Source organism: Streptomyces sp. NPDC085524, assembly GCF_044541755.1.
In the GTDB taxonomy this organism is placed as follows: Bacteria; Actinomycetota; Actinomycetes; order Streptomycetales; family Streptomycetaceae; genus Streptomyces.
Genome location: NZ_JBITTH010000001.1, coordinates 13,939 through 28,820, shown reverse-complemented (window position 1 = coordinate 28,820; position 14,882 = coordinate 13,939). Strand labels below are relative to the sequence as shown.

13 protein-coding genes, 5 pseudogenes and 1 riboswitch are annotated in these 14,882 nt (G+C 71.4%); of the genes and pseudogenes, 9 read left to right on the top strand and 9 right to left on the bottom strand.

Features of this window, described 5'->3' with window-relative positions; all coding sequences use genetic code 11:
- Positions 1-119 precede the first annotated feature (119 nt).
- Positions 120-2,444: a 5-methyltetrahydropteroyltriglutamate--homocysteine S-methyltransferase gene (gene metE, locus ACIGFK_RS00145; protein ID WP_400050025.1), complete on the bottom strand. Its 2,325-nt coding sequence runs from the start codon at positions 2,442-2,444 to the stop codon at positions 120-122.
- 168 nt (positions 2,445-2,612) lie between these two features.
- Positions 2,613-2,838: riboswitch (cobalamin riboswitch) on the bottom strand.
- Between the two features lie 150 nt (positions 2,839-2,988).
- On the opposite strand from metE, the pseudogene ACIGFK_RS00140 reads away from it, so the two are divergent.
- Positions 2,989-3,099: pseudogene (locus tag ACIGFK_RS00140) on the top strand (pirin family protein); the annotation flags it as partial.
- A 9-nt stretch (positions 3,100-3,108) separates the two neighbouring features.
- On the opposite strand, the pseudogene ACIGFK_RS00135 reads toward ACIGFK_RS00140, so the two are convergent.
- The 4 genes and pseudogenes from ACIGFK_RS00135 to ACIGFK_RS00120 form a co-directional block, all read right to left on the bottom strand.
- Positions 3,109-3,844 (bottom strand): annotated as a pseudogene (locus ACIGFK_RS00135) (integrase core domain-containing protein).
- Between the two features lie 19 nt (positions 3,845-3,863).
- Positions 3,864-3,992 (bottom strand): annotated as a pseudogene (locus ACIGFK_RS00130) (thioredoxin-disulfide reductase); the annotation flags it as partial.
- 5 nt (positions 3,993-3,997) lie between these two features.
- The gene (locus ACIGFK_RS00125; RefSeq protein WP_376661428.1) at positions 3,998-4,417 is read right to left on the bottom strand and encodes an arsenate reductase ArsC; all 420 of its coding nucleotides are present in this window, start codon (positions 4,415-4,417) and stop codon (positions 3,998-4,000) included.
- Positions 4,418-4,464: 47 nt separating this feature from the next.
- Positions 4,465-5,088 (bottom strand): low molecular weight phosphatase family protein, encoded by a 624-nt coding sequence (locus ACIGFK_RS00120; RefSeq protein WP_400050024.1) that lies wholly within the window; start codon positions 5,086-5,088, stop codon positions 4,465-4,467.
- A gap of 76 nt (positions 5,089-5,164) precedes the next feature.
- Here ACIGFK_RS00120 and ACIGFK_RS00115 point away from each other — a divergent pair, with 76 nt between their 5' ends.
- From ACIGFK_RS00115 to ACIGFK_RS00100, 4 genes and pseudogenes are all read left to right on the top strand, one after another.
- Positions 5,165-5,479: an ArsR/SmtB family transcription factor gene (locus ACIGFK_RS00115; protein ID WP_376661430.1), complete on the top strand. Its 315-nt coding sequence runs from the start codon at positions 5,165-5,167 to the stop codon at positions 5,477-5,479.
- Positions 5,480-5,519: 40 nt separating this feature from the next.
- Complete coding sequence (locus ACIGFK_RS00110) at positions 5,520-6,311, top strand: aquaporin (RefSeq protein ID WP_400050023.1); 792 nt, start codon at positions 5,520-5,522, stop codon at positions 6,309-6,311.
- Positions 6,308-7,358 (top strand): annotated as a pseudogene (locus ACIGFK_RS00105) (FAD-dependent oxidoreductase). Before ACIGFK_RS00110 ends, ACIGFK_RS00105 begins: the two are co-directional and overlap by 4 nt.
- Before the next feature lie 33 nt (positions 7,359-7,391).
- Complete coding sequence (locus tag ACIGFK_RS00100) at positions 7,392-8,207, top strand: sulfite exporter TauE/SafE family protein (protein ID WP_376661432.1); 816 nt, start codon at positions 7,392-7,394, stop codon at positions 8,205-8,207.
- 108 nt (positions 8,208-8,315) lie between these two features.
- Here the strand turns inward: ACIGFK_RS00100 and ACIGFK_RS00095 are convergent, their stop codons facing one another.
- A complete protein-coding gene (locus ACIGFK_RS00095; RefSeq protein WP_030724816.1) occupies positions 8,316-8,684 on the bottom strand; it encodes a helix-turn-helix transcriptional regulator in 369 nt (122 codons plus the stop codon).
- Positions 8,672-9,757: an NAD(P)-binding domain-containing protein gene (locus tag ACIGFK_RS00090; RefSeq protein WP_400050210.1), complete on the bottom strand. Its 1,086-nt coding sequence runs from the start codon at positions 9,755-9,757 to the stop codon at positions 8,672-8,674. The genes ACIGFK_RS00095 and ACIGFK_RS00090 overlap by 13 nt, the downstream gene beginning before the upstream one ends.
- 393 nt (positions 9,758-10,150) lie before the next feature.
- Here ACIGFK_RS00090 and ACIGFK_RS00085 point away from each other — a divergent pair, with 393 nt between their 5' ends.
- From ACIGFK_RS00085 to ACIGFK_RS00070, 4 genes and pseudogenes are all read left to right on the top strand, one after another.
- Positions 10,151-11,518: an NAD(P)-binding domain-containing protein gene (locus tag ACIGFK_RS00085; RefSeq protein WP_400050022.1), complete on the top strand. Its 1,368-nt coding sequence runs from the start codon at positions 10,151-10,153 to the stop codon at positions 11,516-11,518.
- A gap of 1 nt (position 11,519) precedes the next feature.
- On the top strand, positions 11,520-12,734 hold the full coding sequence (locus ACIGFK_RS00080; RefSeq protein ID WP_400050021.1) for an MFS transporter: 1,215 nt from the start codon (positions 11,520-11,522) through the stop codon (positions 12,732-12,734).
- 153 nt (positions 12,735-12,887) lie between these two features.
- A pseudogene (locus tag ACIGFK_RS00075) lies at positions 12,888-13,010 on the top strand (transporter); the annotation flags it as partial.
- Positions 12,961-13,131, top strand: coding sequence for a hypothetical protein (locus ACIGFK_RS00070; RefSeq protein ID WP_400050020.1), 171 nt, complete (start codon positions 12,961-12,963; stop codon positions 13,129-13,131). The pseudogene ACIGFK_RS00075 and the gene ACIGFK_RS00070, both read left to right, overlap by 50 nt.
- A gap of 28 nt (positions 13,132-13,159) precedes the next feature.
- Here ACIGFK_RS00070 and ACIGFK_RS00065 read toward each other — a convergent pair whose 3' ends face one another.
- On the bottom strand, positions 13,160-13,522 hold the full coding sequence (locus ACIGFK_RS00065; RefSeq protein WP_400050208.1) for a GNAT family N-acetyltransferase: 363 nt from the start codon (positions 13,520-13,522) through the stop codon (positions 13,160-13,162).
- 334 nt (positions 13,523-13,856) lie between these two features.
- A complete protein-coding gene (locus ACIGFK_RS00060; protein WP_376661935.1) occupies positions 13,857-14,663 on the bottom strand; it encodes an SDR family NAD(P)-dependent oxidoreductase in 807 nt (268 codons plus the stop codon).
- Positions 14,664-14,882: the final 219 nt, after the last annotated feature.

Here is a 14,882-nt window from a genome sequence, read left to right as displayed (position 1 = left end):
CATCGCGGCCCCGCGTCGCGCCGGGGGCGTGGGGCCGCTGCGCAGTGACGGCGTCGCTGCTGTCCGGTCGTGGCCGGTCTGGGCCGGACGCCGAGGCGCCCGGCCCAGACGGCGCGGCATCAGCCGTTGTCGACTGCCAGCTCCGCCCTGACCTCGCGGGCGGCGGCAACGAGGTTCTCCAGGGAGGCGCGAGTCTCGGGCCAACCACGCGTCTTCAGGCCGCAGTCGGGATTCACCCACAGCCGCTCGGCGGGGATGGCGTCCAGCCCCTTGCGCAGGAGCCCGGCGGCCTCGTCGGTGCTCGGGATGCGCGGGGAGTGGATGTCCCAGACACCGGGTCCGGCCTCGCGGGGGTAACCCTGCTCGGCCAGTTCGTCCGCGACCTGCATGTGGGAGCGGGCGGCCTCCAGGCTGATGACGTCGGCATCGAGGTCGTCGATGGCCTGGACGATGTCGCCGAACTCCGCGTAGCACATGTGCGTGTGGATCTGGGTGTCCGGCCGCACACCACTGGTGCTGAGCCGGAACGATTCGGTGGCCCAGGCCAGATACTCGGCGTGGTCCTCGGCCCGCAGGGGCAGGGTCTCACGCAGCGCCGGCTCGTCGACCTGGATGACCGAAGTGCCCACTGCCTCCAGGTCGTTCACCTCGTCGCGCAGGGCGAGCGCCACCTGGCGGGCGGTGTTCCCGAGCGGCTGGTCGTCGCGTACGAACGACCACGCGAGCATGGTGACCGGACCGGTAAGCATGCCCTTGACCGGCTTGGACGTCTGAGCCTGCGCGAACGTCGTCCAGCGGACGGTCATCGGCTCGGGGCGGGAGATGTCTCCGGCCAGGACGGGCGGACGGACGTAGCGGGTGCCGTAGGACTGCACCCAGCCGTGCTGGGTGGCGACGTAGCCGGTCAGTTGCTCCGCGAAGTACTGCACCATGTCGTTGCGCTCGGGCTCGCCGTGGACCAGCACGTCGACGCCGGTCTTCTCCTGGAACGAGATCACCTCGCGGATCTCGTTCTCGATCCGCTCCTCGTACCCGGCCGCGTCGATCCGGCCGGCCCGCAGGTCGGCACGGGCCACGCGCAGCTCGTCGGTCTGCGGGAACGAGCCGATGGTGGTGGTGGGCAGTACCGGCAGCCCCAGGTGGGCGCGTTGCGCGGCGGTTCGCTGCGCGTAGGGCTGGGAGCGCCGTCCGTCCGCATCGGTGATCGCGGCGGTGCGGGCGCGGACGGCAGGGTCGTGGGTGATGGCGGAATGGGCGCGCGAGGCGAGGTCGGCGCGGTTGGCGGCCAGCTCCGCAGCGATCACGTCGGTGCCCTGGGCGAGGCCGCGGGCGAGGGTGCTGATCTCGGTGGTCTTCTGCCGGGAGAAGGCGAGCCAGCGCCGGATCTGCGGGTCGATGTCCCGTTCGGCGTTGGCGTCGAGCGGGACGTGCAGCAGGGAGCAGGACGCGGCGACATCGACCTGGTCGGCGAGGCCCAGGAGCGTGCCGAGGGTGGCCAGGGACTTCTGGTAGTCGTTGATCCAGACGTTGCGGCCGTTGACGACGCCCGCGACCAGGCGCTTGCCCGGCAGCCCGCCGACCGAGGCGAGGGCGTCGAGGTTCGAGGCGGCGGAGTCGGTGAAATCGAGGGCCAGACCCTCGACCGGGGCGGCGGCGAGGACCTGGAGGGCGTCGCCGAGCCGGCCGAAGTAGGAGGCCACGAGCAGCTTGGGGCGGTCGGTGGCCCCGCCCAGCTCACGGTAGGCGCGGGCGGCGGCGTTCAGGTCGGCCGGGGTGCGGTCCTGGACCAGGGCGGGTTCGTCGACCTGCACCCACTCGGCGCCGGCGGCGCGTAGGTCGGCCAGGACCTGGGCGTAGACGGGCAGCAGCCGGTCGAGCAGGGTGATCGGCTGGAAGTCGGCGGCCACGCCGGGGGCGGGCTTGGCGAGCAGCAGATAGGTAATGGGGCCGACGAGGACCGGGCGAGCCGTGTGGCCCAGTGCGAGGGCCTCCTTCAGTTCGGCGACCTGTTTGGTGGAGTCGGCGGTGAAGACGGTGTCGGGACCGAGCTCGGGGACCAGGTAGTGGTAGTTGGTGTCGAACCACTTGGTCATCTCCAGCGGAGCCACGTCCTGCGTGCCGCGCGCCATCGCGAAGTAGCCGTCGAGGGCATCTGCGGCGGTGGCTTCCCGGTGCCGCTCGGGGACAGCGCCGACCATCACACTGGTGTCCAGCACGTGGTCGTAGTATGAGAAATCACCGGTCGGCACCTCGTGGATGCCTGCCTCGGTCAACTGCTCCCAGTTCGAACGGCGCAGGTCGGCAGCGGTCTGCCGGAGGGTGTCGGCGGTAACACGGCCCTTCCAGTAGCCCTCGATCGCCTTCTTCAGTTCGCGGTTCTGACCCTGGCGGGGGTAGCCGTACACGGTGGCTCGTGCTGCCGCGGCTGCGGGCTTCGCTGTCACGGAACTCTCCTTCGCGAGATGTGTCCAGAACATCCCGGATGACGGGACGCGGACGCGAAGGGACGACAGAACGGGCGGACCGCGTCGCGGGAAAGAACACCGCACGTGCCGCTCGCCGTGTACGCCGACCCGCCCACGAGGTCACCGGGACATCCGCCCGCGGAATACGTCCGCGTGCGGGCAACGGGCAGGTCTTCGGACTCGCGGGCACGCCTGCCGGTCTCCCGGCGGGCACCTACTGGCCGTCGCTTCCCAGGACCGGTACCGGTTCCAGTGCGTATGACGGCGGTCGTTCCCGCTCACCGCTGCGGGGCAGTCCCGGATTCCCACCGGGTTCCCTCTTACGACGCATCCCGCCTGGAGGACGGGGCGAACCAGCTGCCCGGCCAGACTAGGGCGCGGGATCGCTCAGTGACGAGTGGAGTCCAGAATCCGGACGTTCCGATGAGATGGCCTCGCGGGTCGGGCAAGCCCGTACACGTTGAACCAGGGGTGCGTGCCTGCTGGGACGTCAGCCCTGATACCCGTACCGATGCTGACTTTTGACTGGATGAACGGGTCCCGATTCGGCGAGGTCAAGGGCTATGACGGCCCTCCGCTTCCTGCTCCCGAGCTCCCGCCGACGCACCCGAAAGCCAGGGGAAGGGTGGGTTGACCTGCCGTTTCATTCCGCCCCCGGCCGGGCGGAGTCGGCTCCTGGCCCTGTGCCAGCGTAGTGTGCTGCCTCGAACTCGGTGGGGCTGATCATGCCCGGGCTTGAGTGCAACCGGCGGTCGTTGTACCACTCGACCCACGACGCGGTGGCGTATTCGACGTCCGTGACCGACCTCCGGGGACCGTCGTGGAAGACCTTGGTGCGTATGCATTCGGTCTTGTAGCGGCCGTTGAACGTCTCCATCAGCGCGTTGTCATACGCGGTCCAGCAAGTCAGGGGCCCTTGCGTCGCCCGGATGAGCGCATGGCGCGGTCGACGGCGCCGAACCCTGTCCCGGGCAGGAGGGTGCGGCGGATGAGAGCCGGCATTTTGCGCCGGCATAAAGCCCCTCGGGAGCCAGCGCACGCCCACCGGCCACGTTGGTGGTGAAGGCCAGCCGGCGGACCGCGTCCTCGACCAGGGCGTCCGTCACGGTGCGTGCCGCGGCCGCATTGGACGGGCCGGCTGGGGCACACCAGGCTCGCAAGGTTCGTGCCGCGGTCTTCAAACTCACGCCCGCCACCTGGCCGGCGTCGACCTCGTACTGCATCACCCACCGGCGCACGGACTCCCGGGAGACGCCAAGGGATTCGGCGACCTGGACGTGCAGTGCGCGCTCGGAGGAGTACTCCGCACGATGCTCTGTCACCAGACGCACAGTCTGGCTGCGAAGGGCTGCGTCAATCTTCTTGGGGACGAGACCCATCCTCTCTGATGGCTCACAACAGAGCGGCAGAGAAGTGAGAACGGTTCAGCTGCGCGCGGGCGGTGTAGAGGACGGCGGTATATCCGGCGGGGCCGGAGTCGATGATGACGACGTCGCGTATGCCGTCACCGGCGGTGGTCTGCGGCATCGGGATCAGACCTGCCTATTCGCGTCGATCTCGGCGATGAGTCCCTCGATGAGGCCCTTGATCTCGTCGCGGATGGGGCGGACGGCCTCGACGCCCTGGCCGGCCGGGTCTTCGAGCTGCCAGTCGAGGTAGGTCTTGCCGGGGAAGTACGGGCAGGCGTCGCCGCAGCCCATGGTGATGATGTAGTCGGAGGCCTGGGCGGCTTCGGGGGTGAGGATCTTGGGCTTCTGGTCGGAGATGTCGATGCCCAGTTCGGCCATGGCGGCTACGGCGGAGGGGTTGATCTGCTCGCCGGGCACGGAGCCGGCGGAGCGGACCTCGACGCGGTCGCCGGCGAGGTGGCGCAGGAACCCGGCCGCCATCTGGGAGCGGCCCGCGTTGTGGATGCAGACGAACAGGACGGAGGCGGCAGGAGCGGAGGACATCTGTTCTTCCTTGGGGTGAGGTGACCGCGGCGGGGATCTGTGGGGCTTCAGGGGGTGAGCTGGGTGAGCAGCTCGGTGATGTGGGCGTCGATGGTGTCGCGGATCTCGCGGACGGGAGCGATCGGTGCCCCGTCGGGGTCGGCGACGGGCCGGTCGAGGTAGAGGCGGCCCGGTACCACGGGGCAGGCGTCGCCGCAGCCCATCGTGATCACGATGTCGGCGGCCTGGACGACCTCTTCGGTCAGCGGCTTGGGGTAGGCGTCGGCCAGGTCCACGCCAGCCTCGGTGAGGGCCTGCGCGATGTGCGGCTCCACCGCGTTCGCGGGGTGGGTGCCAGCGGAGGCGACGGCGACCCGCTCGCCTGCCCGGTGGGCCGGGAGGGCGGCGGCCATCGGGGAGCGGCCGGCGTTCTGGCTGCACACGAACAACACGCGGTACGGCCCGCGCGTCAGCCCTTGGGCGTGGGCGTCGAGGCGGTCGGCGGTCAGCCGTTCCGCCGGCGCGACGAGGTGCGTACGGATCCGTGCCTGCTCGGCGAGACGCGTGTAGGAGTCGGCGAGCAGGCCCGGCACGGTTTCCGGCGCGAAGTGGCCGACGTATCGGGAGGCGAGACGAGCGGCCCCGGCGGCCAGGCGTTCGTCCGGCAGGAGGGGCGAGGAAGGCGGGGGCATGGCGATCCCGTTCAAAGGAGCCAATAGGATCAGCTCGGGCTGGTGTCAGTCCCAACTGATGTGACAGTATCAGTCCATGATGACGTCAGTCGACACTGATCTGATCCGGGTTCTGGCCGACCCGCTCAGGCTCCAGATCGTGACCCTGCTCGCCCGCGAGACGCTCTGCACCACCCACCTCGTGGAGGAGACGGGCGCGAAGCAGACGAACCTCTCCAACCACATGAAGGTGCTGCGGGAGGCCGGGGTCGTGGAGACGGAGCCATGCGGCCGGTACATCTACTACCGCCTGCGCCCGGAAGTCGTCGAAGCCCTCGCCGGTCAGTTCGCCGACCTCGCCCAGACCGCGCGAGCCACCGCCGAAGCGAACCTCAAGCGGTCCTGCCCATAGCCTTCCGCGCTTTGCCTCACCTGCCCGAGGAGAACCCGTCTTGACCGCCACCGAGCCCGTCGCCGCCCCTGCAGCGGAGAGCAACATAGCCGCCGCCGCGCCCCAGCCAGCCCCCGGCGCGACCCCGCCCCGCACTCCTCTGATCGCCCGCGCCGCCGCCGAGCTGGTCGGCACCGCCGCGCTGGTGGCGATTGTGGTCGGCTCGGGCATCCAGGCCACCGACCTCACCGACGACGTGGCGCTGCAGCTGCTGGCCAATTCCACCGCCACCGTCTTCGGCCTCGGCGTCCTGATCGCCCTCCTCGGGCCGGTCTCCGGCGCCCACTTCAACCCGGCCGTCACGCTGGCCGAGTGGTGGAACGCCCGCCGCGGCGGCGCCGGAGTCACCACGCGTGAGCTGGCCGTGTACGTGCCTTCGCAGATCGCAGGAGCGATCGCGGGTGCGATCCTTGCGGACGCGATGTTCGGTGAGCCGCTGGTCAAGTGGTCCACCCACGACCGCTCGGCGGGCAACCTGCTCCTCGGTGAGGTCGTGGCGACTGCCGGCCTGATCCTGCTGATCTTCGGACTGGCCCGCACCGACCGGCTCCGCTTCGCCCCCGTAGCGGTCGCCTCCTACATCGGCGCCGCGTACTGGTTCACTTCCTCTACCTCCTTCGCCAACCCGGCCGTGACCGTCGGCCGCGCCTTCACGGACACCTTCGCGGGCATCGCCCCGGCCTCCGTGCCCGGCTTCATCGGCATGCAGCTGATCGGTGCCGGGGTAGGCCTTGCGCTGGTGGCGGTCATCTTCATGCGCGGCAAGACGAACACTGGAACGCCTTCGGCATGACACAGCGCACGGACGTGGTGGTGGTCGGCGGCGGCCAATCGGGGCTCGCCGCCAGCTACCACCTGCGCCGCCTGGGCGTCGAGCACGTCATCCTCGACGCCCAGGCGGGGCCGGGCGGAGCCTGGCAGCACGCGTGGGACTCCCTGCGCCTCTTCTCCCCGGCCCGGTACTCGTCCTTGCCCGGGCGGCTCATGCCCGTCCAGGAGGGTGCGCTCTACCCGGATGCCGCCCACGTGGTCGACTACCTCGCCGACTACGAGAAGCGCTACGCGCTCCCCGTCCAGCGCGGCACGGGTCGAGAGCGTGCACCGTGACGGGCCCGGCCTGCGGGTCGAGACGGACTCCGGATCGTGGACGGCGCGGGCGGTCATCAGCGCCACCGGAACGTGGACCCGCCCCTTCCTGCCCGCCGTCACCGGGCGGTGCGACTACCAGGGCCGTCAGCTGCACACCGTGCAGTACCGCAGCCCGTCCGAGTTCGCCGGGCAGCGCGTGGTCGTTGTGGGCGGGGGCAACTCCGGTGCGCAGATCGCGGCCGACCTCGCCCACGCCGGGGTCGATCCGACCTGGGTGACCAGGCGTCCGCCGCGCTACCTGACCGACGACATCGACGGCCGCGCCCTCTTCGACGCGGCGACCGCCCGCCGCCGCGCCCTCGATGAGGGCCGCACCGACACCGGCGGCGTCGCCTCCCTTGGCGACATCGTGGCCGTCCCGCTCGTACGCCCCGCCCTCGCCCCCTTCGCCTCCCTACGGCTTCGCGGCACCCGCAGCCACATCGCGACCGTCGGCACCCGGGCCGTAGCCGAGCCGGGCCTGCACCTGCTCGGCTACGGAGACTGGACCGGCCCGGCCTCCGCCACCCTCATCGGCGTCGGCCGCCCCGCCCGCGATGGCGCCCGCGACATTGCCGCGCACCTCACCGCACAGCCCCGTGCTGTGCCTGCTGCAGCCGTCAAGGCCCTGGTCGAATCCGGTGCTCAGAGGTCTGGACGAAGCCTGCGCGCACAGCCGGTGCCTTTCCCCGAAGGTGGGGTCGTGTTGTAGCGCATGAGGTTGTGACCAGCAAGGATGCCCGTCATGCCCACTGACGTGAACCTCGACCCTCTCCAATCAACGCCCGCGACGCCGGTCGTGTTCGGGGCGGGCGCAGCGATCGGTGTGCTGGGCGGGATGATCGGGCTGGGCGGCGCCGAGTTCCGCCTGCCACTGCTGATCGGCCTCTTCGGGTTCGCCGCGCTCTCGGCGGTCATCCTGAACAAGGCGATGAGCCTGGTGGTGGTCCTGGTCGCGCTGCCCGCCCGTCTTGGCGCGGTCTCGGCGGCCGAGGTCGCCGCGCGCTGGCCCGTGGCGGTCAACCTCCTGGCTGGCAGCCTGCTGGGAGCATGGGCGGGAGCGACGTGGGCAGTACGCATGCGCAGCAGCACTCTCCACAAGGTGCTGGCCGCCCTGATGGTTCTCATGGCCGCCGCCCTCGTGGTCACCCACACCACTGCCTTGGGCACCCTGGATCTGCCGTTGGGGGCGCAGGTACCCGCCGGCGTGGTGGCCGGGTTCGGCATCGGCGTGGTGGCCGCGATCATGGGTGTCGCGGGCGGTGAGCTGCTGATCCCGACGATCGTGCTGCTCTTCGGCGAGGACATCAAGACGGCCGGGAGCCTCTCCCTGCTGGTGTCCCTGCCCACCATGCTCGTCGCGTTCGCCCGCTACAGCCGCGATGGCAGCTTCGCCGTCCTCGGCGCCAACCTCCGCTTCACGGCGACCATGGCCGCGGGCTCCGTCGCCGGCGCGGTCCTGGGCGGGCTGCTCCTCGGTGTCTTCCCGGACGTGATCCTCATCCCCGTGCTCGCCGTGATCCTCCTCGTCTCCGCGGTCAAGCTTGCCCGTCACGCCTGACTGCACGCACGGGTTTCGAAGGTCGCGTTGCCTCGTCGGTCCCGGCCTGTTGGAAGCCCAGAACCTGCTCGGCGCGCTCGGGCGGCAGTGCCTCGATGCGCACCGCGGTCACGCCGTCTTCGCGGCGCCGGCCAGCAGCGCGCCCATGGCGGCGAGCACGGACGGCTCGACCCGGTAGTACACCCACGTCCCGCGGCGTTCGGAGGACAGCAACCCGGCCTCCTTCAGCTTCTTGAGGTGGTGGGAGACGGTGGGCTGGGAGACGCCGACGTCGGAGATGTCGCACACGCACGCCTCGCCGCCCTCGTGGGAGGCGACGGCGGAGAACAGGCGCAGGCGCACGGGGTCACCGAGGGCCTTGAACATCTTCGCGGCGACCTCGGCCTCCTCGGCCGACATCGGGCGCTCGTTCAGCGGCGGGCAGCAGGCCGCGACGACGTCGGGCTCCAGCAGCGGCAGAACCTTCACATTCGACATACGTCTATGTTGACACACGTCGAACCAAGGTGCAGGGGGCAACGGCGGGCCAGGTGGGCGGCCAGGCGGCGGGCCCCCCGTCCGGCATCCCGGCCGACCCCGCGCAGAGCGTTCGAGGACAGGCTGCGCCGCCACTCCGGCCCGGCGAACTCCAGGCCTGGATGGGTGGGGGAGGCGCCGCCGCGGTGGCGGGGGTGTCCGGCCGGGCCGAGGGTGCCGTCGAGTCCGGCGAGGTGGGGCAGGTGGGGGCGGTAGCCGGTCGCGAGGATCAGTGCGTCCAGCCGCTCCGTGGTGCCGTCGGTCCACGGGACTCGGTCGTCGATGAGCCGGGTGAACATCGGGCGGTGGTCGGGGGAGTCGGCGGTGAGGGCGGCGCGGTGGCGGCCGTCATCCAGGACCGGAGGGGCGGGTGGAGTCTTCAGGAGACGTCCAGGCGGGGCGGTGTCCAGGCCGGTACGGGTGAGCCAGAAGTGCAGGTCCTTGCCCAGCAGGTGCTGCCGGGCGAACTTCACCGGCGCCCGCGTGGCCGGGCTCGTGCGGCTTTCGCTGGCGAGCTCGGCGGCGATCTGCACCGCGGAGTTCCCCGCCCCGACCGCCACGACACGCTGCCCGGCGAACGGAGCCGGGTCGCGGTAGTCGGCCGCGTGCAGGACCTGGCCGGCGAAGCCCTCCAGGCCCGGCAGGTCAGGGCGGTGTGGGCGGCCGAAGCTGCCCGAGGCGGCGACCACCGCCCGCGCCGACAGCTGCCTGCCGCCCTCCGGCTCGACCGTGAATCCGCAGCCGTCGGCCCCGACTGCGGTCACGTGCTGCCCGGTGCGGATGTCGGCCTGCAGGCGGGCGGCGTAGGAGGTCGGATAGGCGACGACCTCGTCCCTGTGTGGGTAGCGGTCCAGATCTCCGCCGAACGGCATGCCGGGTGGCGCGCTGAACCTGGCCGGGGAGAACGGGGTCGGGCTGTCGTAGTGGTGCGGCCACGACCCGGCCGCCCGGTCCGACGCCTCCAGCACTACTGGCTTCAGTCCTGTCCGGACCGGAGCATGCGCGGACGCAAGCCCCGACTGCCCGCCTCCGATGGCGACGACTTCACGTGCTCCATCGCAACCCCTACTGAAATTGATGAATGTCTATGTTGACGTCTATCGATACAGGTGCCATGCTGATCACGCAAGCCATAGACAAACTTCGAAACACGAGGGAGTCGTCATGAACGAGTCGGTCACCCCCACCAGCCCCAAGCGCGCCGAGACGGCGGGTTCCTGTTGCGGCTCTGCCCCTGCACAGCCCGCCGCAGAGGCGGCCCCCGCACAGTCCTCACCTTGCTGTGGCACCAGCGAGGGCGCGGAAGCAGCCGGATCCTGCTGCGACCCGCAGGCCAAGCGCGAAGCCGTCGCTGCCAGCGCCGGCTGCTGCTGACCACCCAAGCCCAGCCCACCCCGCCTGCCCGCATCAAGACCCGGAGACATGTCATGAGCGAGATCGCCACCGAGCTGCCCGTCGTCGTCATCGGGGCCGGCCCCGCCGGACTCGCAGCCGCCGCCCACCTCGTCGACCGCGGCCTGGAACCCCTCGTCCTGGAAGCCGGACCCGTCGCCGGATCCGCCGTCCGCGAATGGGCGCACGTGCGGCTGTTCTCGCGCTGGGGCGAGGTCGTCGACCCGGCCGCCGAGAAGCTCCTCGCCCCGACCGGCTGGGTCAAGCCCGCCGAGGACACCTACCCCTCCGGCGCGGACTGGGCCGCCCTCTACCTCCGGCCGCTGGCCGACGTACTTGGCGAACAAGTCCGCTACGACGCTCGCGTCACCGGCGTCTCCCGCACCGGCCGCGACCGCATCGTCGACGCCGACCGCGAGGCCCAGCCTTTCGTCGTCCACTACGAGAGCGCCGACGGCCTCGAGCAGCGGGTCCTGGCTCGCGCGGTCATCGACGCCTCCGGCACCTGGTCCACCCCGAGCCCCGCAGGCGGCAGCGGACTCGCCGCTCTCGGCGAAAAGGCTGCTGCAGACCGCATCGCCTACCGGGTCCCGGACCTGAAGGACCCCGCCGTCCGCGCCCGGTACGCGGGCAGGCGCACCGCGGTCATCGGCTCCGGTGCCTCAGCCTTCACCGCCCTCGCCTACCTCGCCGATCTCGCGAAGTCCGACGACGGCCAGGGGACGCACGCCACGTGGATCCTGCGCCGCGGGATCTCCGGCTCGACCTTCGGCGGCGGCGAGGCCGACCAGCTCCCTGCCCGCGGTGCCCTCGGCCTCGCCGCGAAGGCGGCCGTGGACGGCGGGTACGCGGACGCGGTCACCGGTTTCCGTACCGACGTCTTCGAACGTGACGGTGACGGGCGCGTGGTTCTCGTGGGTGAGGACGGCCGCCGCCTGGACCCGGTCGACGAGGTCATCGTCCTGACCGGCTTCCGCCCCGACCTGTCCTTCCTCGATGAGCTCCGCCTCGGCCTGGACGAGCGACTTCAGGCACCGGTGGAGCTGGCGCCGCTGATCGACCCGAACCAGCACTCCTGCGGCACGGTCTACCCGCACGGCGTGGGCGAGCTCTCCCATCCGGAGAAGGACGTCTACCTCGTCGGCATGAAGTCCTACGGCCGCGCCCCGACCTTCCTCGCCATGACCGGCTACGAGCAGGTGCGTTCCGTCGCCGCCCATCTCGCCGGCGACCAGGAGGCGGCCGAGCGCGTCGAACTCACCCTCCCCGAGACGGGCGTGTGCGGCGGAGCGGGCCTCTTCGACGAGCCGGAGGCCGCCGAGGCAACCAGCGGCGGCGGCTGCTGCGCAGCCCCGGCCACCCTCACCATCGGCGCTGCGCCCGCCGCCTCCGGCGGCTGCTGAGGTGAGCGACCTTCACAGCGGCGTGGCCGCGACCGGGACGGGGGTCCGGTCGCGGCCACGCGCCGTGCTGCCCGCCCTGTGCCTGACCCAGATCACCAGCTGGGGCGTCGTCTACTACGCCTTCATCGTCCTCAACCCGGCCATCACCGCCGACACCGGCTGGAGTGCGGGCGCGACCACCGCCGCGTTCTCCGCTGCCCTCGTCGTATCCGCCATAGCGGGGATCTACGTCGGCCGCGTCCTGGACCACCGCGGCCCCCGCCTGGTCATGACCGCAGGATCAGTCCTGGGTGCCCTGGGCCTGCTGGTGATCGCCGCAGCTCCCAACCTGCCTGCCTTCTTCGCCGGATGGTTCATCGCCGGAGCGGCGATGGCCGCCATCTTCTACCAGCCCGCCTTCGCTGCCCTCACCCGTTGGTGGGCCCCCGACCACGTTCGCGCGCTCACGATCGTCACCCTCGCCGGTGGGCTCGCCTCGACCGTCTTCGCACCGCTGACCGCAACCCTGGCCGACCACATGTCCTGGCGCGCGACCTATGTGGTGCTGGCCGGCATCCTCGCCGTCCTGACCGTCCCGGCCCACGCTCTCGCCCTGAAAGCCCCGTGGCCACCGGCCCCTCCGAGCCCGCCGCACGTCACCGGCGGCCATGAGCAAGTCGTGCGCAGCCGGGCTTTCGGGATGCTGGCCGTCACCTTCACCCTGTCCGCGTTCGCGATGTACGCCGTCGTCATCGGCCTCGTCCCCCTCCTGATCGAACGTGGCTACACCACCACCCAAGCCGCGTGGGTCCTCGGCCTCGGTGGCGCGGGCCAGACCCTCGGCCGCACCCTGTACGCGACCCTCGCCCGCCGTCTAGGTGTCAGCGCCCGCACCGTCGCCCTGATCGCATTGGGTGCCTCCACCACCGCTGCGCTCGCCGTCGTGGCCGGCCCGTACGCTCTACTCGTTGTTGTGTCCGTCCTCGCCGGGGTGATCCGAGGAAACCTCACCCTCCTCCAGGCCACAGCCGTCACCGATCGCTGGGGTACCACGCACTACGGCCGACTTTCCGGCCTCCTCGGCGCACCAGCCCACGCAGCTGCCGCCATCGCCCCCTTCGCCGGCGCAGTCCTGGCCGGACCCCTCGGCGGCTACCCCGCGCTCTTCGCGCTGCTGGCCATCCTCTCCACCACTGCCGCTATCACGGCCTTGGGGACCCGCACGCAACAGCGCTGATCAGTTGTGGGCGCTCGGCTTCGCGGGGTGGTGGTTGTCCGGGAGCCTCGTGCGTCACTGAGCCGCCCTGCTCACGCTCGGCATTGCGGTCGCTCGGTCGAACGGATGGCGGAGGGGAGGGGCATCTCGGCGCGGTGAACGGGAAGTTCGGCGCTCGGGGTCCGATTCCTCGTCTCCGAATGCAGCACCGGCCCTGTCCACGGTGGGCGCATCGACTCTCTGGGGCTTGACGAGCATGCACGCCGGGTATCTGCTCACCCGACGGGCGGTCGCGACCGGAGACCTGCGGGGTCTGCAACGGATCTCCGACGCGGGGTACGAGGAAGCCGGGAACGAGCTGGACCGGCTGCTGCAGGCACCGGCCGACGGGCGGGGAGAATCCGACCAGGCGGTGTAGCGGCGCTTCGTGCCGCAGCCACCGCCAGTCATCCGGCGGCCGCACTCCCGCGCGTCGCCGGTGCGCCGACGGCGTAGTGGGCGTACTCCCGTTCCGGACGGAAGCCCGCGGTCCAGGCGGGCAGGCGGCCGGGCCGGTTGCTCGCCGAGCAGGTCCAGCTGGGCGTGTGACCGCGGGCCGCTATGTCCGAGCACAGGGCGTTGACGCAGTCGAGGGCCAGGTACTGCAGGCGCGGGTCGGGCACGGTCGCGCGGGCGACGTCCTCGTACGCGGTGCTGAGGAAGTAGGTGCAGGCCACGGCCACGATGCGGTCGCCCTGGAAGGCCGCCCAGGCGCAGCCGGAGCGGGCGAGCTCGTCGGGGCCGCCCCAGGTCCGGTGGATCCAGCCCATCACGGGCGGGAGCGTGGTCAGCGCCCGGTTGTCCCGCGCGGTCGGCCTGCGTACGGGTGCCGCCTTCCGCCGGGTGGGGTGGTCAGGACGTGCTCGGTCAGGGCGGCAGACCCGGGGGCGCCGGCGGGGAACCAGCGGACGAGGGTGGGGAGTCGGTGGGAGGGCGGATTGATCACGAGAATTCCTTGCGGGGCATGGAAGTGGGGCGGACCTTCGCAGGGCCGCCCCACGGGGTGGGCTGGTGGTCAGCAGGAGGGTTTGCTGCCGTGGTTGGAGCCCTTCTTGCGGCGGGCCCTCTTCCTGCGTGCGCGCTTGGACATGTCCGTGGATCCCTTCAGGCGGTGTGGCCGACGAGGAGGTCGGCGAGTTTGCTGAGGCGCTTGACGGTGCGGTCCTCGGTGGCGCAGGCGGCCGGGGCGACGCGTTCGGAGCGGTCGTAGTAGGCGCCGTTGACGATCTCCGTGGCCGGGTCGCAGAGCCGTACGACGTGCCGGGCACCCTCGGCGGCAGGGGCTCCCTCGTAGCCGTACAGCGGGAGGAGGCCGGTGTCGCACACGCCGGGGTTGACGGAGACGGCGGTGACGCGCGGGTCGGCGGCGAAGACGGTCAGCGCGAGCTGGGACTGGGCGTACGCGGCGAGGCGGGAGTAGCGACGCACACGCTGCGGGTCGTTCCACCGGATGGCGCCGGAGCGGTGGAGCCCGGAGGAGACGTTGACGACGCGCCCCCCGGGGTCGCTGGTGAGCGCGGGCTCCAGGAGGTTGGTGAGGAGGTAGTGGGCCAAGAAGTTGACCTGGAAGGCGATCTCGTTCCCGTCGGCGGTCAGCGTGTGGCGTTCCGGGGCTGCGATGGCCGCGTTGTTGACGAGCACGTCCAGGCGCGGGTACGCGCTCACGACGGCACGGGCGAGCCTCTCGACCTCGTCCAGGCGGGCGAAGTCGGCGGCGAGCGGCCGGAGAAGGGCTCCGGCGACACCGGCGGTGGCGATGAGCCGATCGGTGGCGGCCTGGGCCTCCTCGGGCGTACGGCCGTGCAGGAGGACGGTGGCGCCGTGCTCGGCGAGCTGGCGGGCGCTCTCGTAGCCGATGCCGGAGGTGGCTCCGGTGACGAGGACGCTACGGCCGGACAGGGATGAGGGCATGGCGGATTCCTGGAAACAGGCATGGCTGACGTGCCCGGCGTCCCGGCGCGAGGCGGGGGCGTGGGTTCAGGTCATGCGGTGAAGGTGAGGACGCGTACGAAGCCTCGGCCAGCACCTCTCAGTGGCCGGCGGCAGGTACGCGGTGGGACGCGCGGCCGATATCAGAGGGCCGGGCGGACAGCGGGCGCCGTCGGCTGCACCCGATGGGGTGGCCGATCG